Annotated in this window: 16 protein-coding genes; 5 read left to right on the top strand and 11 right to left on the bottom strand. The window is 38.5% G+C overall.

Translation table 11 applies throughout. From position 1 onward, the window contains the following. Positions 1-42: 42 nt before the first annotated feature. The 11 genes from VK159_RS06375 to VK159_RS06325 form a co-directional block, all read right to left on the bottom strand. A complete protein-coding gene (locus VK159_RS06375; RefSeq protein WP_324229301.1) occupies positions 43-3057 on the bottom strand; it encodes a PAS domain S-box protein in 3015 nt (1004 codons plus the stop codon). Between the two features lie 683 nt (positions 3058-3740). Then, positions 3741-5567: a PAS domain S-box protein gene (locus VK159_RS06370; protein ID WP_324229300.1), complete on the bottom strand. Its 1827-nt coding sequence runs from the start codon at positions 5565-5567 to the stop codon at positions 3741-3743. After that, on the bottom strand, positions 5557-5991 hold the full coding sequence (locus VK159_RS06365; protein WP_324229299.1) for a response regulator: 435 nt from the start codon (positions 5989-5991) through the stop codon (positions 5557-5559). The genes VK159_RS06370 and VK159_RS06365 overlap by 11 nt, the downstream gene beginning before the upstream one ends. A 9-nt stretch (positions 5992-6000) precedes the next feature. Continuing rightward, the gene (locus VK159_RS06360; RefSeq protein WP_324229298.1) at positions 6001-9789 is read right to left on the bottom strand and encodes a PAS domain S-box protein; all 3789 of its coding nucleotides are present in this window, start codon (positions 9787-9789) and stop codon (positions 6001-6003) included. Between the two features lie 519 nt (positions 9790-10308). After that, positions 10309-10719, bottom strand: coding sequence for a globin domain-containing protein (locus VK159_RS06355; protein ID WP_324229297.1), 411 nt, complete (start codon positions 10717-10719; stop codon positions 10309-10311). A gap of 149 nt (positions 10720-10868) precedes the next feature. Beyond that, the gene (locus VK159_RS06350; protein ID WP_324229296.1) at positions 10869-11294 is read right to left on the bottom strand and encodes a globin domain-containing protein; all 426 of its coding nucleotides are present in this window, start codon (positions 11292-11294) and stop codon (positions 10869-10871) included. A gap of 22 nt (positions 11295-11316) precedes the next feature. Beyond that, entirely contained in the window at positions 11317-11628 is a 312-nt protein-coding gene (locus tag VK159_RS06345; protein ID WP_324229295.1) for a hypothetical protein, read from the bottom strand. 108 nt (positions 11629-11736) lie between these two features. After that, a complete protein-coding gene (locus tag VK159_RS06340; RefSeq protein WP_324229294.1) occupies positions 11737-12510 on the bottom strand; it encodes a LytTR family DNA-binding domain-containing protein in 774 nt (257 codons plus the stop codon). A 20-nt stretch (positions 12511-12530) separates the two neighbouring features. Next, a complete protein-coding gene (locus VK159_RS06335) occupies positions 12531-15518 on the bottom strand; it encodes a ligand-binding sensor domain-containing protein (protein ID WP_324229293.1) in 2988 nt (995 codons plus the stop codon). Positions 15519-15675: 157 nt separating this feature from the next. After that, positions 15676-16431 (bottom strand): hypothetical protein, encoded by a 756-nt coding sequence (locus VK159_RS06330; protein ID WP_324229292.1) that lies wholly within the window; start codon positions 16429-16431, stop codon positions 15676-15678. Between the two features lie 208 nt (positions 16432-16639). Then, positions 16640-17392: a hypothetical protein gene (locus VK159_RS06325; RefSeq protein ID WP_324229291.1), complete on the bottom strand. Its 753-nt coding sequence runs from the start codon at positions 17390-17392 to the stop codon at positions 16640-16642. 265 nt (positions 17393-17657) lie between these two features. Between VK159_RS06325 and VK159_RS06320 the strand changes: the two genes are divergently transcribed. The 5 genes from VK159_RS06320 (at position 17658) to VK159_RS06300 (ending at position 23237) form a co-directional block, all read left to right on the top strand. After that, positions 17658-18908: a hypothetical protein gene (locus VK159_RS06320; protein ID WP_324229290.1), complete on the top strand. Its 1251-nt coding sequence runs from the start codon at positions 17658-17660 to the stop codon at positions 18906-18908. A gap of 15 nt (positions 18909-18923) precedes the next feature. Then, entirely contained in the window at positions 18924-19685 is a 762-nt protein-coding gene (locus VK159_RS06315) for a T9SS type A sorting domain-containing protein (RefSeq protein WP_324229289.1), read from the top strand. Positions 19686-19977: 292 nt separating this feature from the next. Continuing rightward, complete coding sequence (locus VK159_RS06310; protein WP_324229288.1) at positions 19978-22122, top strand: ABC transporter substrate-binding protein; 2145 nt, start codon at positions 19978-19980, stop codon at positions 22120-22122. Then, positions 22119-22517 carry a response regulator gene (locus VK159_RS06305; RefSeq protein WP_324229287.1) on the top strand — a complete coding sequence of 133 codons (399 nt, stop codon included), beginning with the start codon at positions 22119-22121 and terminating at the stop codon, positions 22515-22517. Before VK159_RS06310 ends, VK159_RS06305 begins: the two co-directional genes overlap by 4 nt. 213 nt (positions 22518-22730) lie before the next feature. Further along, on the top strand, positions 22731-23237 hold the full coding sequence (locus VK159_RS06300; RefSeq protein ID WP_324229286.1) for a hypothetical protein: 507 nt from the start codon (positions 22731-22733) through the stop codon (positions 23235-23237). Positions 23238-23286: the final 49 nt, after the last annotated feature.

Raw genomic sequence — 23286 nt, 5'->3', positions numbered from 1 at the left:
TTCGTTTAACCATCTCCCCTCGTATTATTCAAACAGGTTTTATCAAAAATCAAGTACTTCATCCTGCAAAACAGGCACATGTACTTCTACTTTCATCCCCTTCGCAGGGTTGCGTTTAATTCTGAACGTACCTCCCATCATAACCGTACGCTCCTGCATACCTAATACACCTAATGTTTTCTTTCGGCCAATACTGGTTACATCAAATCCTTTCCCGTTATCAGAAATCGCCATTGTAACTACTTTATCTTCCACAAACAACTCAACCATCACTTCTGTTGCTTCTGAGTGCCGGGCTATATTGGTAATGCTTTCCTGGTAAATTCTGAAAAGACCCGTAGCAATTGCACGGGGAATTTCAATAGCTGACTCAAGTGTAAAGAATTCAGTTTTTATACCTGAACGTTTCCCAAACTCCATGAGATGCCATTCGATTGCAGCAGCCAAACCCAGATCATCAAGTAAAACGGGCCGCAGGTCAGATGAAATACGACGCACTGTATTTACTGTATCGTTCAGCATCTGTACAATCTCTGTCGCCTTCTCATTCAACTGTTGATTTTCGAGCTGCTTTATTTTTTTATTCAACCATGATACATCCATTTTTAAAACGGTCAACTGTTGCCCCAACTCGTCATGTATTTCACGGGCGATATGCGTACGTTCTTCTTCCCTTGCATTTTGCAGGTGTGATGTTAGTTTTCTGATAGCTTTGTATGAACTGTTCAATTCATCTTCTGCTTTCTTACGTTCAGTGATATCCCGAATGAATGCAAGGAATCTGCCATCAGACAAAAATTTTGCATTGATTTCAATATCCAGGATTGAACCATCTTTACGTTTTAGTTTACGTTCACTTCTTGCACCCTGTTCGCTTTTCATTTCTTCGAACCTGAACGGGTTTGTTTTGATCTCTTCAGGATCAGCAAGATCATAGATAGTGAGATTAGCTAATTCCTCCTCAGTGTATTTTGATAATTTAACAGCAGCTGAATTAACGATTACAAATTTGCCGGTATGGTCAGCAATAAATATTCCATCAGTTGCCTGCTCAACCAGCGTACGATATTTCTCTTCACTTTGCAACAACGCATCTTCAACTTTTTTACGCTCCGTAATATCCATCATGCTACCCATCATGCGCACGGGTTTACCTTCCTTATTCCGAACAATATAGGTACGGTCATAAATAGTAACTATTTCGCCTGAAGATTTCAGGAACCTGTATTCGGTGATCCATGTATTATCTGTTGATGCCAGCGCTTCATGTAAACTTTTCACCACCCAATCCCTGTCATCGGGATGCAAATGCATTTCCCAATCTTCAAAATTTGGAATTTCATTTTCCAGTGTGAGGCCATACATCATCTGGTGCATTTCATTTCCCCATGATACACCGGTTTCAAGATCGGTTTCCCATACAGCATCGTTTGTTGTTTTAGCAATAAGTTCAAAGCGCTCATTTGAATGAATGATTTTTTCCTCTGCAAGCTTACGCTCGGTAATATCCATCATACTGCCTGTCATAAGTATGGGTTCACCTTCTGTATTTCGGTTAATATAACAGCGATCAAAAATGTATCTGTAACCAATTCCCTTCCCTGCACGAAAACGATATTCAGATATAAACACGTTGGTATCAGATGCCAATGCATCATCCTGCATCTTAAGTATCCGGAAGCGGTCTTCGGGATGTATACGTGAAACCCATTCTGCTTTTACGGGTACAGGATCTTCCATTGTTAACCCGTATAATTGCTGATGCATCTCATTGCACCAAAGCGTATTGTTTTCAAGGTTCCATTCCCAAACAGCATCGTTGGTTGTACTCGTGATGCGTTGAAACCTACTGTTCGATTGCTTTAATTCTTTTTCTGCCTGAATGCGTTCTGTAACATCTCTCACATACGTACACAAAAAATAATCATCACCATTCTTAATTTCCCTGATCACAAGTTCAGCAATAAACTCATCGCCATTTGAACGCACTGCCGGCAAGATCATTATTTTATTTAGTACCGGGCTTTTGCCGGTTGCCTGGTAATTAGCAAAACCATTATGATGTTTGGAATGATAACGTTTGTGAATGACCAGTGATGAAAGTTTTTTGCCGATTGCTTCCTGCTCTTTCCAGCCAAAAATTTCCTCAGCCTGGGGATTCCAGGTAAAGATCACCTCATTCCTGTCTACACAAATAATAGCATCAAGTGCCGAGTCCATTATAAGCTTGCGGATATCTTCACTGCTGCGTAATTCTTCTTCCTTCTTTTTCCTTACAGTTACATCACGTGTTACACCTAATGCATGAATGATCTTTCCTTCTGCATTCAGGTATGGAACAATATTGATCTCGCACCAACGTCTTCTTCCTTTTAGTGTGATCATTTCAAACTCCATTAAGCCGGATTTACCTTCAAATGCATCTGCCACCATTTTTGCAGCCTGTGCCTGGTATGAAGTCTCCACAACAGCAAGTATTGATTTGCCTTTCACAGTTTCAAAGTCATCGATCTCAATCATTTCCATTCCGGCCTTATTAATTTCATACAACTCGCAATTACGGCCCATGAGTTTAATACATTCGGGATCGGTATTAAGAATAGTGCGTAAACGGTTTTCACTTTCAATAACAGCAAGTTCATTTTTCTTTCGCTCAATACTGTATTGAATACTGCGGTTAAGCATAGTATCATCAAACTCACCCTTTACCAGGTAATCCTGAGCACCTTTTTGCAATGCGTCCAACGCAAGTTGCAGATCGCTCAGGCCGCTGATAATGATAACAGGAGATGCAGGAAAAAGTTCTTTGATCTCAGCCAGTGCAGGCAAGCCGTAACTATCGGGCATAACAAGATCAAGAAAAATAAGTGAGGGTGATAATGAGGCTGCTTTCTCACGCAACTGTTCGAAGTTAGAAACGTTGATGATCTCGCCTACTTTTAAATCACCCGACTCAAGCACTTCTTTTAGTAAAAAGAAATCGCCCTCGTTATCCTCGATCACTAATATGGATTGTACCATCTGCATAACTTCAACATTCATGGCAACTCCAGGCATTTCTGGTTTAGCATTAAATTGGCGGGTGTTTATTGTTTAATTAATTAAAGCTCTCACTGCAACATGTATGTTTATTAAACCCATCCAGGAAAACAGCGTGAACACCACATTAAGAGCTTTAGCTTATGTTCATAGGAGGATGGTTTATTATGAAGAGATAACGGGGTTTTATTTATATCGATCGTTATTACCTCGCTCTTCTTTGTACAAAATAGTAATTTTCTATCCGTAATGGCTTTTTTGAAGTAAAAAAAACAACATCATCTGCTATTTCACGGAAATAGCTAATGGTTTTCACTAATGCCTGTTAAAGCAATTCAGCAAACAGGTTAAACACTTGAAGAAAAAATTAGCTATGTAGTCATTACTCTACAACACGACTGCATGATTTATTACCCTAAGATGGGGTTGCATTCTATTGCAGGTGGCAGGCAAAAACCGTCTCTTTGTACGATCAAAGCAATTAAAAGATTATTGAAAAACCTGAACAATAAATCGTGGCCAAAGGAAAATTTATTTTCCTGACGCCTCTGACACTACAACGGATCCAAACCTATGGAGTTTCGAAAGTTTTGATGATGATTAAGAATGATGATTGATGGTCCTTACCCCTGAAAACAAAGATTCCTGTTGCAAGGAAACGAACAAGCCCGGCTTTTGCTCTCATCAGCAGCCGGGTTTTTTTATTGGCACGATAAGTTAAACTCAACAAACAGCTCGCATCCTTTGCCGGGAGAGGTAATCATTTTTACTTCGCCCTTTTGCAACGCTGCCCTTGTGCGAATATTCATTAAACCAACTCCTTCCGTTTTTTGCTCAGGATCAAAACCAATTCCGTTATCCTTTACCCGCAACAAAATTTTATTATTACACTGCAGCAACTGAATTTCCATGGTTGATGCTTTGGCGTATTTTAAAATATTATTTACCTGCTCCTGTAATATGCGATAGATGGTTAATTTCAATTGCTCCGACATTACACTCTTATCAATAACACAAACTTCTTTCGATACAATAATTCCACTCCCTTCCTGCACAATATTGATGAGTGAGTTGATGGATTTTTCAAGATCTGCGTCCTGCATGGCAGGTGGTATTAACGCATGAGAAAGATGCCTGATTTCCTGTATGGCACTATGGATAAGTACATCCGATTCCTCGATAAATGATCTATACTCTGAACCTTTATCTTTTACCAGGCCAAGGTATAGTCTTGAACTTGCTAATATCTGGTTCACATTATCATGCAGTTCACGACCTATTTCTTCTCTTTCTTTTTCCTGTGCAATGATAACGGCCCTTGTAATTTCCTGCTCCATTCTTTGCCTTTCTTCTTCAAGCTTGCGTTCCAGTTTTATTTTCTCTGTTACGTTTGAGGCAATAGCCATAATAGCAGAGCGATTATTATACTCAATTTTGTTTGAAACGATCTGCATATACATTTCTTCACCATCCTTATTAATATGCTTCCATAACCTGCTTGTAGAAGTAAAAGACTCATTTTTGGCTTCGTTTGCAAACCTTGCAAAGTTCTTACGGTCCTCAGGTTTTCTAACATCCTGCATACTCATGTTTAAAAACTCGTTACGTGAGTAACCATAATTTTCAGAAGCGGTTTCATTTACTTCAAGAATACTAAAATCATCAAGGCACCAGATAAATATACTGGCAGGAATACTGTTGAAGAACAACCTGTATTTCTCTTCTGACTCTCTTAGCTGTGCCTCTGCCTTCTTACTTTCAGTAATGTCCTGTAGTGAACCAATTACCCTTATTACTTCACCCTGTTCATTTCGTACAGCATACCCTTTATCAACCACATAAATATATTCACCATCGCCCCGCAGAAAACGATACTCTTCTTCAAAATGAGTAGCAGATTTATCTTTTTCAAGTCTGCCAAGAATTTTCTCTTTCAGATCGCCCTCTTCGGGATGAATACGTGAATTCCAGAATACGTTGTCTTCGTTTCTCAATTCTGCCGGCAGTTTCAGTATTTTCACAAACTGTTCTTCATTACGATATACTTTGTTATTCAAAATATCCCAATCCCATACCATGTCATTGGTGGCCTTACTCACAAATTCGTAACGTTCATTGCTGAATCTTAACTCCAGTAATGTTTTTTTACGTTCAATACTGTAGAGGATCGTTTTCTCAAGAAGCTTTTCGTTAAACTCTCCTTTCATTAAAAAATCCTGTGCTCCCAATGAAATGGCATCTGTAGCAGTATTAAGATCATTAAGTCCTGATAAAATAACAACTGGTATGTTTTTAGCATATTTGTTTACCTGCAAAAAAGTATCTATGCCTTGTGAATCTGGTAAGGAAAGGTCAAGTAAAACAATATCAACCGGCTTCTGCTTCAATATTGTAATTGCATCTTTAACAGAAACTGCCTTTTCAGTTGCAGATATCTGCAAATATGTTTCAGCCAATAACTCGGAAATAAGAAATTGATCACCAGGATTATCATCCACCACAAGCACATGCAAACCGTTATATTTCATTGGTACCTGATTTTAAACTGTTCAACCAAAAATTCTGAATATTTCGTATCGCATCAAAGTAACTGCTGAGTTCTACCGGTTTCTGTAAATAATGATCGGCATTTGACTCTGCAATTTCCTGCAGATCACCTTCGTAACAGGAAGATGTGAAAATAACAACCGGCAGGTGTTTTAATTCGTCAGATGATTTGATAAACTTCAACACTTCCTTCCCATCAATTTTAGGAAGATTGATATCCAGTATCACAAGGTCGGGCATAACAACTTCGCTATAGGGTTGTTGACGGTTAAGGTAGCGTATAGCCTCTTCCCCATCAATAAGCGTAACAATATTATTCCTGATCTTCCAGTTTATAAACGCCTCCCTTGTGAGGAGAACATCCCCCTGGTTATCTTCCACCAACAGCACTTCTACTTCTTTCATAGGTTCGTTTTATTGTTCAGGCACCAGTTGTTTCTTAATTGTAAACCAAAAAGTACTTCCCTCACCAGGCACCGACTCAGCATAAATTTTTCCTCCATGCCTGTCAATGATCTTTTTGCAAATAGCCAGGCCTATACCTGTTCCTGAATACTCTGTCTTGTTATGCAACCGCTGGAAGATCACAAAGATTTTGTCGGCAAATTTTTCATCAAAGCCAATACCATTGTCTTTCACTGAAAATAACCACTCATCGTTCTGCTCTTTTGCTTTTATTTCGATTTCAGGTTGTTTAGCGCCTGAATACTTTAAAGCATTGGCAACAAGGTTTTGTAACAACTGCACCATTTGTGTTTTATCTGCCGCAGGCAAGAGTGGTAACACATCTGTTTTTATTACTGCATTTTTTTCTGCAACCTGTAAACTGAGATTTTGTAATACATCACCGATCACAAGCTCCATATTTACCGGCTCCAGCTGTTGTTTGCGTGTGGTAACACGTGAATAATCGAGCAGATCGTTAATAAGACGTTTCATACGCAATGAACCATCAACTGCAAAACGGATATACTCACGGCCTTTTTCATCAATTGAATCCTGGTATTTCTTTTCTAACAGTTGTAGAAAACTGCTTACCATTCTTAATGGCTCCTGCAGGTCATGCGAAGCAATGTATGCGAACCGTTCAAGTTCTGTGTTTGAAAGTTGTAATTGCGAAGCCCTTTCTTCAAGCTTACCATACAATTCTTTTAACTGCAGTTCTGATAGCTTTTGTTCGGTGATATCTTTTGTGGCACCAATCATACGAACAGGTTTACCATCCCTGTCTCTGAAAATATATCCTCTGTCGTAGATAAACGCAAACTCACCATTGCTTTTAAGAAACCGATATTCATCTTCCCAGAAATCCTGCTTCGGGTCACTAAATACCAATTTTCGTTTTTGTAAAACCTGTTCCAGATCATCCGGATGAACTTTTTTCATCCAGAACGAATCATCACTGTTAGCTTCTTTTTCATTATAGCCAAACATGATGTAAAATCCACTGCCGGCTCTTACCACTTTGTCAGTTTTAAGATCCCAGTCCCAAATCACATCATTGGTGGCCTTAGTTGCATATTCATAACGTTCATTACTAAGTTCGAGTTGAGCCAATGCCAGCTGCTCACTGGTAACATCCTTGGCAATACCATATACACCTGTTATTTCGCCATCAACAACTATTGGCATGTTGGTAATAAAGAGATGTTTTTGATGTCCTTTAAATGTAATTGCCCTTACTTCATAGGTTTGAGCCTCACCTTGCTGCACTTTTAAAAAATGACCCATTGTTTTTTCCAGATCATCGGGATGACAGAACGGAACAAATGTGGCAGCATGAATAATATCCTCACGTTTGCACTCCAATAATTTTTCCAGACCAGGATTGAAACTGGTAAAGTTGCCTTGCAGATCAAGCGAATAAACGGCATCCGGGTTTTGATCAAAGAGAGATTTATATTCCTGGCGGCTGATGGCAAGAGATTTTTCAATTTCTTTCAGATCAGTAATATCATTTACCGATCCCACAAGACGTATGCAAATTCCCTGGCTATCGTATATGGGCGTAACAGTTACAATACCTGTTTTAGTACCGGTTGGGTAAGCTGTTTCTTCAAGCCAAACCACCTGCTTTCCCGATTGTACCGCTTCTTTATATTTACTCAATACTAATGAAAGTGACGGTTCTGGAATTACTTCATGCACAGGTTTATTAAACAAGTCTTGCTGGTTTAACCCAATTGTACTAAGTCCAGCATTGTTCATTGATATAAAACGGAAGGCTTCGCCATTGTTCTCAACACCAAGCAGAAAAATAATACCTGCGGTTGAATTATAAATAAGATTCAGTTGCTCTTCGTTTACTTTTAGTGCGAGTGCTGCATTTTTTGAATCGGTTATGTCCTTTAATATACCAAACACACCGGTAATTTCTCCTTCAATTACAATAGGCATAAGACTGGCAGCAAGTGTTTTTCGCTTACCTGTTGCAGTTACTATTACAGTTTGAAAGCGTTGCGGGTTCCCTTTTTTTACTTCTCTAAAATATTCACGAACTGTGTCAATCTCTGCAACATCAATTAAACTGTCGAATGTTTCATTTAATAATTTCTCTCTTGATGTTTCTGCCAGTACTGTTGCAGCATCATTAACGCTTATGAATTTACCTAACAGGTCAAATGAAAGCACCGCATCCGGATTTTGATCGAACAACGATTTATATTCCTGCTGGCTCATGGTAAGCTCACGTTGCATCAGCTTCTGTTCTGTTATATCATGAAACACACCAACCAAACGAGTAACATTAGCTTCTTTGTCAAGTATAACTTTCGCTTTTGATTCAATAAACCGGATGCTTCCATCGGGTCTTACAAATCTTTTTTCTGCTGTATAATTGCTTTTATCAGCAATTGCCCGTTGCATTTCTTCAATTGAAGATGCCTGATCGTCAGGATGTATTACACCTAACCCTCTTTCAAATGTCACTTCAAATGCTTTCGGCTCATAGCCACACATGTGGAATACCTCATCAGACCAATACAACTTATTCGTAACAAGATCCAACTCCCAGCTACCTACATGTGCAATTGATTCTGCCTGTTGCAGTAATTGTTGATTACGGATAATTTCACTTAATGCATTTTCTTCAACTGTAATATCTCTTACAGTTACCATAAAACGATTACAAACTCCATCCCCATCAAATACAGGTGAATAGGTGAGTTGGTATATTTCCGTTCCTCTTCCTCTGTCAACTGTATGTTTGTAACGAATTGTTTCGCCATTCAATACTTTGTTGTACACGGGGATTATAAACGCATAGCGTTCAGGCGCCGCAAGCGAAAGCAGGCTATCGCCGATGTTTAAGTCTTTTCCTAATATCGAATTCGCTCTTTCCTTTGTGGCCTTGTTATAATTAATAATCCTGTATTCATTATCAATGATCATGAACATCTCTTCTGTATTATTCAGGATCGATGCCATTTCTTCCTGCGATTTTTGAAGCTCCCTTTGCTGCCTCTTTCGCTCAGAAATATCATAGAGCATGGTACTTGTACGCAACTCACCGTTACGTTCGCTGAAGACAAAAGAAGAAAACTCCAGGGGAAATCGTTCTCCGTTTTTGCGTATACCCGTTATTTCACCAACAGAAAAACCTTTCTCCTGGCGCTCCTTCAATTTTTCTGCAAGACGGGGATCAGTATCATCAATAATCACTTTACGACCCAGCCTGCACAACTCCTCAACTGAATAACCAAATATCTTTTCCGCAGCTTTATTCGCTTCGAGTATTGAACCATCTGGTTTTGTAAGAAAAAAAGCGAGCAGGGAATTATCGATGATAGACTGGTATTGCAGTTGTGAGAGTTCTATTCCCTGTTTATTATACTTTTCAGCCGATACATCCCTTGCTGTTTGTATAAGGAAACGCTCGCCGTTTTCATTCACAAACAGATCGCCAGTAAATAACAGATCAATGAGCGTTCCGTTTTTTGTTTTTACCTGCCATTCTTTTTTATAACAGATCTGCCCACTTTCAAAAAATGAATGTTGAAATGCTGATATCTCTTGCTTAATCTCGCTTGGGAAAATAATGGAAAATGGCTTTTGCTCAAGCTCAACCTGAGAATAGCCCAGCATGCTGCAAAACATTTCGTTTACTTCAACAAAAAAGCCTTGCTCATTGATCACAGCAAGTCCTACAGAAGCTTTATTAAATGCCGCAGCAAGTATATAGTCGTTACTTAGCTTTTTTTCCATTTATGAGTTTCAGTTACTGTTACGTTCATTTAAATTTTCAACTGATAGTTTCATTTTAACGCAATGCTATACGACTAAAATAACCGTGTTTCTGATTCAGACTTGCCTGAAACATCATAGCGAAAGCTTCAAAATCCAACGACTAAAAAGGTATCCTGAGGCTACTTGGTAGTTATGAGTGTAACCAATTGCAGCGGCTTGATAAAATAATGTAGAGTAAATAAACCGGCATCAGTTTTACCATAGGAACGACCTGAATAAATGTGGATTTTGAGTTCTCATTACTCCGGAATAAATTTAACCTGATATCCAGGTTAAATTATTTAAAAACAGAATGTGCTTCCATACCCATCATAATGCTCCTACAAATATCCACAGAAACACTTAGGGGATATATAGTCTGCCAACCCTAATACTTGTAGTATGTATTCTACGTTACAGGAAAAAATATAAAAAAGGAGGTAATTACCGGCCGAATCATCTTTCCAATTTACCGGCAATTTGAGTCTATTCAACAGATCAGTTTGCGGAGGCTTTAATCATGGTATCAGCAAGTGTGGTATAACATTTTGTCCATGCTTCTTTTACTTCAGGTGTAAAGTCTTTTCCAAGCCCTTGTTCCAATGTCCATAAAAGCGCTTCCCCTACTTTTTTATACTGTGCCGGTTTTACGCCGTAAGCTACATGACGCTGGGCCATGGCTGCAATATCGCTTGATAACTCATCCAGGTTATCGAGTCGTCCCACAACAATACTCAGCATATCAATCAGCTTTTGATACTGTTGGTTCATTTCCTTGGGAAACATCTTACGTACCGAGGGGTTATCAAGAAAAAGTTTAGAGTAGAATGTGTCACCAACTACAGCGGGATTAATTTCCCTGAAAAGCTTCCACGTACGTTTGATTAATATGATTTCTTCCTTTGTCATCGCTGTTCATTTTCTTCAACGGTAAAATTGCAGGAAAGCAAAAACCGGGCAAAATATAATTGAGCGAAGTGTAGCAAAAACTGATTAAAGTGTAAAAGCCCCCGATTTGTATCAGGGGCATTATTAAACCTTATATCCAAGAGAACCAACTATGCACGTTGAGGTGCTTCAGCAGTAGCCTGAAGCATTGCAGAAGAAAGCAGCCCATAACAGTTAGCCCATGCCTGTTTAACTTCATTTGTCCAGAGAGCTGCAAGTGCCTGTTCCAATGTCCATATCAATGCTGCGCCCACCAGTTCGTAATGCTCTTCCTGTACACCATATTTTACATGTCGCCTCGCCAATTGCTTGATGTCTTCCAGAATCGTATCGAGCTTATCAAGCCTGTTGATCACATACCCGATCATGGCCATCAGTTTTTTTGATTGCACCGGAATAGATTCGCTGAACATGGGTTTGAGATAAGGCGCAGTTTCAAACAGACGCTTGTAAAATATACCACCTGCCACAACAGGATCAATACGCTCCACAACCGACCATGAATACTTTACGAGGTGAATTTCGTTAGCTGTCATTTTTTTTATTTTAAAGTGATCATTAAACAATTAATATTCTTGAAAGATCATCGGGGCAATACCTGATGTGAACCATGTCTCCAACAACAGGTTTCTGTTCTTTACTCAAAAGCGTTTGTGTATGCCTGTATGTAACCACGCCTTTTATTTTTAACATCACCCACATACGTAGTTGCACATAACCAAGCAATTGATTATTCTCTTCCACCATATCAAGAATATGTGCAGTTGCAGGAACACCGGTTCTCAACAGAAAGCGCTGCCATTGCAGTTGCTCGTATATCAAGCGCCTGTTGTTTTTCTGAAGTAAACGATTGAACCATTGTAGCAACATATCCTTTGTTTTGCTTACAAATATTCAATCAGAACTTGGGTGATTAAAAATTTATCCAGCTGAAGCGTATCGAAATTAAACTGAAGTGTTGAGTTATTGAAAAACAAATTATTTATCAACCCATTTTTTAAATACCGGTGCTTTTTCCCGACTCATATCAATTTCAAATTTATGATTGGGTTCTTTCAGGCGGATAGTGAGCTTTGAATTCTCCATTGGCTTCACTGTTTGAATAGCATCGATGTTAATGATGTATTGGCGATTGGCCCTGTAAAACTGATCTGGGTTAAGCACCTCCTCAACATCATCCAGTGTAGAAAAATCAAGCATATAGCGATCGCCATTAAACAGGTACACATAGTTAAGCGCTTCTTTGGCAAAGCAGGCAATATCACTTGTAGCAATGGGCATCCACTGGTTGCGGATGTTTACCAGGAATCTTTCCTTGTACTTATTCATCGACTGTTGCGGATTGGCCAATGCTTTCATTAACTCAGTGAAATCAGTAGCAACCGGATTCTTTCGTTCAATAATAGCTTTGCATTTATTAATCGCTCTTGTTAACTCCTCTTCATCAACCGGTTTCAATAAATAATCAACTCCGTTCACTTTAAAAGCACGAATGGCATACTCATCATATGCTGTGGTGAATACAATGGGGCAATTGAGTTTAAAATGCTCAAGCAGTTCGAAACTTACACCATCGCTCAATTGAATATCCATAAATAAGATATCAGGCTCGGCATTATTGAGAAACCATTTCTTTGCCACTTTCAAACTGGGGATGATTTCAACTACATCAATGGAAGGATCAACATTTTTGATCTTGCCTTGCAATACACGTGCAATGATGTCTTCATCTTCAATAATAACTGCTTTCATATAGTTGTTTTAAAATGTGATCAGATCAACGGAATACGGATAATGAATTCATTTTTTGTTTCTTCAATCAACACCGGTCTTCTGCTCAGGTATTGATAAAGTGATTGTAAGCTGGCAAGTCCCTGCTTGTTGGATGTTTCCACCATGTTCTTTTTCTGCAGGTTATTCTTTACCAGCAAGTAGCCATCTTCACTTGTTATTTCAATGACCAATGGCGTATCAAGATCAATAATGTTATGCTTCATGGCATTCTCTACTAAGTTCTGCAACGTAACAGGTGCAATTTTTTTATGCAATTCATCTTCGCTTACATTCATCTTTACCTGCAAGCCTTCTTTAAATCTTGTTTTCTGCAGATTGATATACACCTGCACAAATGCGAGTTCTTCTTTTAAACTTACCAGTTCACTATCCCTGTTCTTTAAAATGTAGCGATAGATCTTCGACATCTGCTCAAGGAAATTACCTGCCATCTTCTGATCGGTTTGAATTAATCCTGATAAAGATGTTAATGAATTAAACAGGAAATGGGGATTGAGCTGTTGTTTAAGGCTTTCATACATCACCATCACTTTTTCCTTTTCCAACAACTGAGCCTTGCCTTGCAGCTCCAGCAACTTCTGCTGCTGACGAATACGATAACGATAGAATAAGTACACGAGAAAGATAAACAGCACGGCGATCAGCAACCGAAACCACCATGCTTTATAGAATACTGTAGCAATATAAATGTCAATCGTTTGCTCAGGACCATTCCACTCTGCACGATCAACAGAAGCTTTCACACGAAACGTATAGTTTCCACCGGGAAGTTTTGTGTAATTGGCAAAACGGTTTTGTGTGTACTTCCAGTCTTCATCTACACCATCAAGCTTATATGCATACCATGTACCTCCGGCATTGTCATAATTAATTGCTGCAAACCCGATGGTGAAAAAATTTTCATCGTAATGCAGTTTAATTTTACTTGCCGATAATAGTTGATCCTGATGATCCAATACTGTAAGCGTTGTAAGAAAAGGGATAAGCAGCTTATTTTCTTTTTTAAATTCATTGGGTGAAAAACGGATAAAACCATTTTGCGTACCCATCATGATGTCGCCGTTTGGCAACACAGATGCAGCATGTTCCGGAAATTCGATAGAAGGTAATCCGTGCTGCAATCCAAACGTTGTAAAATAAGAGCGATTGCTGTCGAGCATCATTAAACCACTACCGGTTCCAAGCCATAAACGATTCTGCTCATCAACTGCCAATCCGCTTACACTGTTATTGATAAGTCCGTTCGTATGATTATAATTACGGGTTTTGAACATTACCGGATCAATAGCCGTTAAACCCGTAAATGAACTGATCCATACAATTCCCTTTTTATCTTCTGTTATATCAACAATAAAATCACCTGAGATATTGTTTGTTGCTTTATCAGTTGTTTTCCAATGATAATGCTTGCCGGTTGAAGGATCGAACATTCCCAACCCCTCGCCATTAAAGCCAAGCCAATATCTTCCTTTACTATCGTGAAATAATTTACGTCCACCAAACCCTGCAAATACTTGCAGACCTTTGAATGAACGTATACTATGAAATTTTTTTTCAACCAGATTGTAATAATAAAATCCGTCATAATCCCTTGTTGAAAACCAAAAATTGCCATTACGATCCTTATCGGCTGAAAAATAAAAAGAGGTTGGAATAGAGTCGGCCATTGAATAAAAAATCATCCTGTTTTCCTTCTGCAGGTATTTATTGATCCCCTTTCCTGTTGCTATCCAGATATTGTTTTCATCATCACACAATAAACCACGTATGGAATTATAATGCAAAGCAGCTGCTTTGTTTTCTCTGTTATTCCACTCTTTGTATTCATTGGCCAATGGGTCAAATCTTACAATACCATCAATACTGCCAAACCAGAGTTTACCATTTTTATCCTCTACAGCAATTCTTGCCACACGCCGGTTACGGATATCTTCATCTTTATTAAATGTTGGAATAATACGAAACAGATTTTTATCGGGATTAAAATAATTGACACCATTATTTCCCCCGATCCAAATGGTTCCTTCCCGATCACAAAAAACAGAACCATGCAGATTAGTGTTGGGAGTCCATCGCTTTAAAGGATCGTGTAAGAATTGATCAAAACTGTTATTTTTTTCATTGTACAGCAGCAACCCGTCAATTTGTGTTGTGATCCATAATCTTCCTTTCAAATCGGTGAGCATTGAAACGAAGTTCTTAATCGTCTTATTATCTGATTCGAAATACTGATTGTATGTTTCGTAACGTCGAAAATCGGCTGAAAATTTTATGAGTGTATTTTTGCCATAGGAAGCTACCCATACATTTTCATTTTTATCGATTGCAATCGCTGCAATTCTTTGGCCTGCAAGAAGAGGCAGTTCAATTTTTTTCAGCTGTTCAGTTACTATGTTAAACTGAAATAAGCCATTATTCGATGCCAGGAAAAAAACATCTTTTTTACGTTCAATATCATTGAACCGGGTTTTAAAAATACTATCCTTGCTGTTTGTATAAAACAGTGCAGCCTTGGTAACCGGGTTGTACCTGACCAAGCCTTTACTTGTTGCCAGGTAAACAGATGTTTTGTTAACAGGAACAATTTCTGTAACCCATATATTCTGTAATGCTTTTACCGGAGTAAACCGATCGGTTCTGCTATTATATTCCAACATTCCATTTTCAAGCCCTACAAGAAAGCCACCGCTACTATCTGCCGACATGGTGCGTGAAAGCGAAGTTGGAATTGAGCTGCTATCACCGGCTATATGGCTATAATTTTTAACTGAGTAGCCATCGTATCGGTTGAGCCCTGACCTTGATGAAAACCACATGAAACCTTTGTTATCCTGGGCAACGGCCATTATACCGCCATCATTTAAGCCATCTGCTACGGTAAGCTTCTTAAAAAAGTACCGGCTCTGTTGTGCAGATGTATCTGTCAACAGAAACAAATTGAGCAGTATGGCAATGAGGATTTTCACGCTTCCTCAAATTTATTATTCCTGAGTTGATATGAAAATTTATAGTTGAAAAACTGCAGAATGGGAGTTGAAGTGTAGGAAAAACAGGTTGAAACGTAAAAGCCCGGCTTAACCGGGCTTTGATCTCTGTATTCTTTCAAATCCAATATTGGCAATTTCAATAACTGTAACTGTATGTACCGGATGCGTTATTGATCTGATCATTTTCAGTAATTTTCACGATACGGCCAAGTGCATCGTATTGCTGTACAAATTTATAGTGACTGCTGAGTGTACCGTTGGCGTTGAATAATTTGTTTTCTGTGTACGGATTCCTTACTGTCTTTCCAAATAAAGTGTAAGACGGCCAGCGATAAAAGGGTGTTTCAGGAACACTGCTCAGCTTTGTAACATCGTATTGCACCTCATAATTATAAACATGCGCTCCTTTATACCAATACTTTCCCGAAACAACATTTCCATTTGACCATGAATATTCACGATCGTACACATTTCCGTTAAGCGGATATTCGTCTTTCATTTTCGTCATATAGCCTTCTGAACTATAGGTAAATGTGAGAATTTCTGAAACCTTACCATCGGGTAGTATCATTTTCATAGAAGTAACAGCACCGGCATTATTCAACACTGCCTCAAAGGTTGATTTTAACACACCTGTTGTTTTATCTTTTCTTTTCACCAACATAGAATTGCTTGAAGGATATGTAAACTCGTCCATTTCGTTATTAAATGCAAACACACTAATTCTTCCCTTATCATCGTACGCAATGGTGCGCATACTTGAATAATTCGGCTCCTGGTATTCGATCTTTGTGATCTTTTGATTGGCTGGTTGTTGCGCAGGAGAATCTACACTCTTCTTACAAGATGAGATAATAAGCAAAACTGAACATGCGAAAAAAATCTTTTTCATAATTTTTGTTTTTAGATGTTTTTTAATTAGGATGTAAAAGTGCATTCGAAAACATCCGTTAAAAAAAATATGAAAGCAATCCGGAAAAATATGCAGTTAAGATGTAGAAGAAATTCGTTTATCCGTAAGAGGCATGTAAGAATGGATGAAGAATAATACAAATAAAAAAGCCCGGTTGAAACCGGGCTGCCGTACCAAGAGAACTGAACTATTGAAAAATGAAATTGTATTTTTTTAAGGTTTCGTTATTGGTTTCAATCTCCATTGATTTAACGTAACCATTTACATCTGTCCTGTAGAAATATTGAAAGGAAAAACCTGTTTGCCCATCGGTACTAATTGCTTTTAAGCTTTTTACCAGATTCTTCGATTGATTGCCAAACTGTGCATCCGTTACAAACCCGATCTGTTTGAAATCCAAGAGATCAATACCAACAGTATTAAAACGATTATCGTAGTACTCCAGCAACATTGTTGATGTTAAAGCAGCATTTACATACTCCTCAATCTTCACCAGGTTGCCTGCATCATAGGTATAAATAAACTCCTGAACTAAACCTTCATCGATTACTTTTCTTTTACTCAAATATCCACTGACATTATAAGTGAATTCTATTGTACTTTCAGGGATATCCTGTTTGAATTTTTCCAGTTTCATTATTCTGTTATAAGCATCACGTTGTGCATGCTTGTAAGAGAACTTTTCGTTGCTCTCTTTCAGTAATAAGGTAAGCAAATGATCATTCCCTGGTTTATAGTAATGAACAGCATCAGCAGCAGTATGAACAAGTAACTGTCCATGTTCATCATAAAGAAAATGGAAGCTTTCTCCGTTTTCGGCTACCACTGTAGCCGGTTGTTTTATAAGTGCAGTTCTTGCATCGGCCCCGGGTGTTATTCTGCTTTTTCTGCAATTCAACAGCAGCAAGGCCGCTGCAAGAGAAACAATAACCAATTTCATAGATTGTGCTTTTGGACTGTAAAAATGCATCGCTTGCCGTTCAGATGAAAATAGAAGTGAGTCAACGGTCAGTTTTGTTTATTCAAAGGTGGTAAAAGCCAAATAAAGTGTGGCCGCTAACCTTTACAATCTGCTCAAACTATTCAACTGCATTTTCCTACAATTCAACAACGAACTCACACATCAACAAAGGATAAATTTTCAACAGGCATAAGTATTTTTCATTTTTGACTTATCAAAAAAATCATCAACAAAACATCTATTTATGAAACAGTTTCTCACTTCAATTTTTTTACTATTATTTACAGCAATAGTTTGGGCACAGGCGCCAAAGATCATTAATTATCAAGGGGTGGCACGAAATGCAAGCGGAGTGGCTTATGCAGGTCAACAGATTAGTGTACGTTTAAGTATTCATACCGGTACTCCCGAAGGTATTATTGAGTATAGTGAAACACGCAATGTAACTACCAACCAGTTTGGGTTATTTAATGTGGGTATTGGTAGTGCCGGAGCATCTAATATGCAGGGAAGCATTACCGGCATCAACTGGAGTGCTGGAAATAAATTTCTTACAACAGAAATCAGTATTAACGGACAGCCATATGCTAATCTCGGAACTACACAAATGATGAGTGTACCGTTTGCAATGCACAGCAAAGAGGCGAAAGAACTTGTTCTTCCGTTTACACAAGCCGGCTCATCTGCTACCGACCTGTTGAGCCTTACAAATAGTGATAATACCACAACATCATCAACAATTAAAGCTACAGCATCAGCAGGCAAAGCGTTCTATGGAAGTTCAAACACTGGCACATCGGGATATTTTGTTTCAAACAGCGGAACAGGCGTATTTGGTTACGCTCCGAATGGTACTGGTATAATTGGAATGACAAATACAGCAGGGGAGATCGGGATTTCTGCAATTAATAATGCCAACGGATTGGCTCTTTCTGTTAAAGGTGGATTACGCATCAATGGAGGCAACACAAATCCCGGCGCAGGAAAAGTTCTTACCAGTGATGCGCAAGGAAATGCAACATGGCAAACACCTGAATCATCAACAACCACTGTCGGTTTTATTGTGAACGGAGTGGCACAAGGAGGACTTCAAAATCATCCACACAATACTTTTTATAAACTACACGCTGCAAAAGAAGATTATGATGGTAATAATAATTACACACTATATAACCAAACACCTTCCAGTACATTTACTGTGCCTGTTAGTGGATTGTATCGTTTTCAGAGCAATATACAAATGGGAACTAATTCTATAAGTACCGATATCGAATACTGTGATATATCACTTGTAGTTAAACGCAATGGTATAGAAACTGATAGACGGATGACGGGAGCGTGGCAGCCAGGAACTCCCTATGCTTTTATGGATTTTGACACAGTAATGTACTTAACTGCCGGCGACCAAATTTGGTTGAAAGCAAAAACATCAACCGAAGACGGCTCGAATCCGATATTAGAAAGTTTTAACTTCATTGGTTACCTCATTAAATAATTATAAGATTCCATTATGAAACTATTATTTTTTCTTGTTACACTTCTTTTGTGTTTCTTTTTGTCAAGGGCACAAATACTTTCCCCCCTGGTAACAAACAGCAGCGGTTCATCGGGCACAGTTAACAATATTTACTTTGAATTTAATCTCGGTGAAAGCTTTACAACAACCATCGGCAATGGAACTTTTATTACACAAGGTTTATTACAACCCATTACACTTGCACAAGGCCCTCTTCCCGTTCTTGGCCTCGAGTTCAATGCCAAACGTATCAACAACAGTAAGGTGCAACTCGATTGGAAAACAGTGCAGGAAATCGACAACAAAGGTTTTTATGTGGAGCGTAAAAAAGAAAACGAAATCAACTTTACCCAACTCCACTTTGTAAAATCGGCAGCGCCCAGTGGTAATTCATCGTTACCACTTAACTATTCGCATATTGATGCAAACGACTTCAGCGGCAAAACCTATTATCGTTTGAAGCAGGAAGATATTGATGGTAAGTTTATGTATTCAATTGTGCGACTGGTAAACGGAAACAACGGAAAAGTGATTTCCATGAAAGCATGGCCCATTCCCTCCACAGGTCCCGTAAACATCAGTGCAGAAGGAATAGAAAACGATGTATTACTTGTGTTTGATAATAATGGAAGGTTGATGAAACAGCTTACTATTACGGCACAAACACCCGTTCAACTCACAGGGCTTGCAGCAGGCACTTACATTGTAAAACTTGGTTCGCAAAAAGAACTATATCAAAAGATCATTGTGCAATAACATCAGGTTACGTTATTTCGAATAGGTAAAGTGAAATCCTGTAAGCAGAGCAAACTCCGCTTGCAGGATTTGTTTTTTATGAGCGGATTAATGTCGCATCAGTTTGAAAAAATCCAGACACTCATACAGTTTAAATAAAATTTATATCCGTAACTTAGTCATGAATCAGTGAATGCGCCCAAAAACCGTCAAAAGTCTGGCAAGACAAAAACCAATATCACCGCTTACACAGCTATTGTTGTGTGCAACTGCCTGCATTGCTCTTCTAAGTGTCTCTGCTCAGACCAATTCTGTGCGCCTGCATTTAAAATGGTGGCACCAGTTTCAATTTGCCGGTTATTATGCTGCACAACTCAAAGGTTATTACAAAGCCGAAGGTTTAAACGTAAGAATCACTCCTGCCGATAAAGATCATCCACCGGTTAAAGCAGTATTGAAAGGTGATGCTGATTTTGCAATAACTGGTTCCGACCTTATATTAAATCATGCAAAGGGCGATAAGTTAATGGTTGTGGGCCCTGTATTTCAACACTCTGCTTATACTGTTATTTCGCTCAACACATCAGGCATTAATACTCCGGCCGACCTTGTTGGTAAACGTATTATGGCATCTGAAGACCAGGGGTGGGTGCAGTTGCAGGCATTATTTTTAAAAGAGGGTATCCCGCTTGATTCATTAAAAGTAATTCCACATAGCTGGAACAATATGGACCTCATCAACGGACTGTCAGATGCAATGACCGGTTATATTTCTGTGGAGCCTTATCAATTAGAAAAAGCAGGTATGCATGTGCATACGATCTTACCGGTGAATTATGGAATTGATTTTTATGGCGATCTTTTATTCACATCAACATCGCTTGTAAAAAACAACCCCACCCTCGTTGAAAAATTTAAGCGTGCCAGTTTTAAAGGTTGGGAATATGCAATGAAAAATCCTGATGAGTTGGCTGACTATATTCTTACACTTCCCGGAGTTAAAGAACGTAATGTTACAAAAGAAGCATTGTTGTATGAAGCTGAACAAATGCAACACTTGATATTACCCGGTCTTGTTGAGATTGGTCATATGAACGACGGAAGATGGCAGCATATACTTGAGGTACATCAATCACTTGGACTTATTGACAAATCAGTTACGTTAAATGGTTTCCTGTATGATCCGGAGAAAACAGCGTCGAACCGATTGCTGAATATTATTTTATACAGCGGCATTGCTGCTGCACTTATTATTGCGGTATTTGTAGTGTACAATCTTTCTTTACGCAGAGCAGTTCGCAAACGCACCCGTGAATTGGAAACAGAAGTAAAAGCAAGAACAAAAACACAGGAGCAACTGGAGCTAAATAAAGAAAGGCTGAAGCTCGCCATACAAGCTGCCGGTATTGGTATTTGGGATTGGGATATTGAAAACGATTCTGTTGTTTTAGGTGATTCCGCAGCAACTAATCTTGGATATGAGCCCACTGAATTGTTAGCCAATCGTGATTATCTCCGTTCAAAAGTTCATCCGGATGATTTGCAACCGCTGATCAGTTATGTTCAATCACAAATCACTTTAGAGTCAGATGAGCCGGGAATTATTATCCGTCTCAAAACAAAATCAGGTGACTGGAAGTGGTGCCTCTTTGTAAGTAAAGCAGCTAAACGTGATCATAACAATAAAGCCTTGCATCTTTCAGGTATTTTTCTCAATGTGAATGAACTGAAGTCGAAAGAAATTGAGTTGAGTGAACTATCGTCAACTTTACTTAAAAGAAATAAAGAACTGCAGCAGTTTGCTTATATCACGTCCCACAATCTTCGCTCACCCGTAGCGAACCTCTTAAGTCTTTCACGTTTATTTAAAAAAGAAGAACTGGGCAGTCATAATAAAATTTATTTTGAGAAGATCCAGGAATGTATTGCTATACTAAACGAAACGTTGAATGACGTTAATGAAATTCTTTCGTTCAGATCAGTTGCTGCCGAAAAAATGAGCAATGTGCAGTTAGAGCCGGAGTTACAGACAGTTCTTACCTCCATCAGCGAACAGATCAAAACAACAGAAGCAAGTATCGTTTGCAATTTTTCGGTTAGCGAAATATGGTTTTCAAAAAGAATTATCCGCAGCATTTTTCAAAATCTTATAACCAATGCAATTAAATATCGTAGGAAAGAAGTGAGCCCTGTTATTCATATTACTTCATCTGAAGATAGAGAGTATTATATGCTTACACTTGAAGATAATGGCCTGGGAATTGATCTTGAGCAATATGGCGATAAAGTGTTTACATTATTTCAACGATTTCATACAGGCATTGACGGAAAAGGCATGGGACTTTATATCATTAAAACACAGCTTGAAACACTTAACGGAAAAATTACGTTAAGCAGTAAAGTCAACAGTGGTTCAACTTTTACAGTTTATATTCCTAAAATACAATTGCAATCATGACAGAGCTAGTGAAACATATATTACTGATTGACGATGATGACATCAATAATTTCCTGAGCAGGGAAATTATATCGATGCATTTACCTAATGCCGTTATTGATGCTTTTACAAATCCACAGGAAGCACTCACTTATATTGACAGCAAGTTGAATCAGAAACAATCATTACCTGATATTATTTTACTGGATATTAATATGCCTTTGATGGATGGATGGGAGTTTCTGAAAAAAATTGATCAGCTTGAGCAACGCAATCACTTTCATACAAATGTTTATCTCTATACTTCTTCCGTTTATCATGAGGACAAGGTAAAAGCGAAAAATTTTTCCATAGTGAAAAAAGTATTTGTCAAACCTCTCACAAAAGAAGCCATCCAGGAAATGCTGGCCGTTTAGCCTTTCATTTCAATCTTATTTTTCTACGCTTCACCTGCCAAAAACTGCCATTCAATCTCTTAAATTTTTACTTCTTTTTTCTTTGTTACACTTTTACAGTGTTGATTTAACAAAGAAAAACACCTTATGTATTTGCAGGACAGAAACAATAAATACAAATGCCTTAACGGGCATATGCTGCTGAAAAACACCCTTCGGATCTTATCATGCACGATGAACTGGCCGGTAAAATTTTTACCGGCGGCATCCTGCTTCGCTCTTTCTATGTTATTCGTTTCATGTAGTGCCAAAAAAACAGCTGGTGTTACAAAAGATTTCAACACGGGTTTAACTGCACAGTATATCAACATGCAACCAAAATCGGTTTTCCTGGTAATGAATAGTGAGGTGCTGGGCCATACAGATATTCCACTTGGTGAAAGTTTTGTGCTTGTGAATGATGAAATTGAAGGAATGATTGAAAAGAACGGCCACGTTTCAGCAGGTTGTTCATTGCGCATCAGCGATGAAAATGGAAAAATTCTGTTGGAAGAAAAAGATCTGTTTGCAGGCAATGATGTTTTCAAAAAAGATTCAGCAACCAGATTAAAATGTACCATTAACACCGGTAAGCCGATGGAATGGGAAAAGAACTATAATATACAAGTGGTCTTTTGGGATAAATATGGTACTGGTAAAATCATCAATGAATGTACGATCAGGAGTATCGACATTCCTTAATCTTCTCATGCAGTTGTTTTGGTTTCGGCGTTGCTTTTTCCAGGCGACG

Origin of the sequence: Lacibacter sp. (genome assembly GCF_035299325.1) — a bacterium.
Taxonomy (GTDB): Bacteria; Bacteroidota; Bacteroidia; order Chitinophagales; family Chitinophagaceae; genus Lacibacter.
The sequence above is the reverse complement of the archived record's forward strand: the minus strand, read 5'-3'. Positions and strand labels throughout refer to the sequence as shown.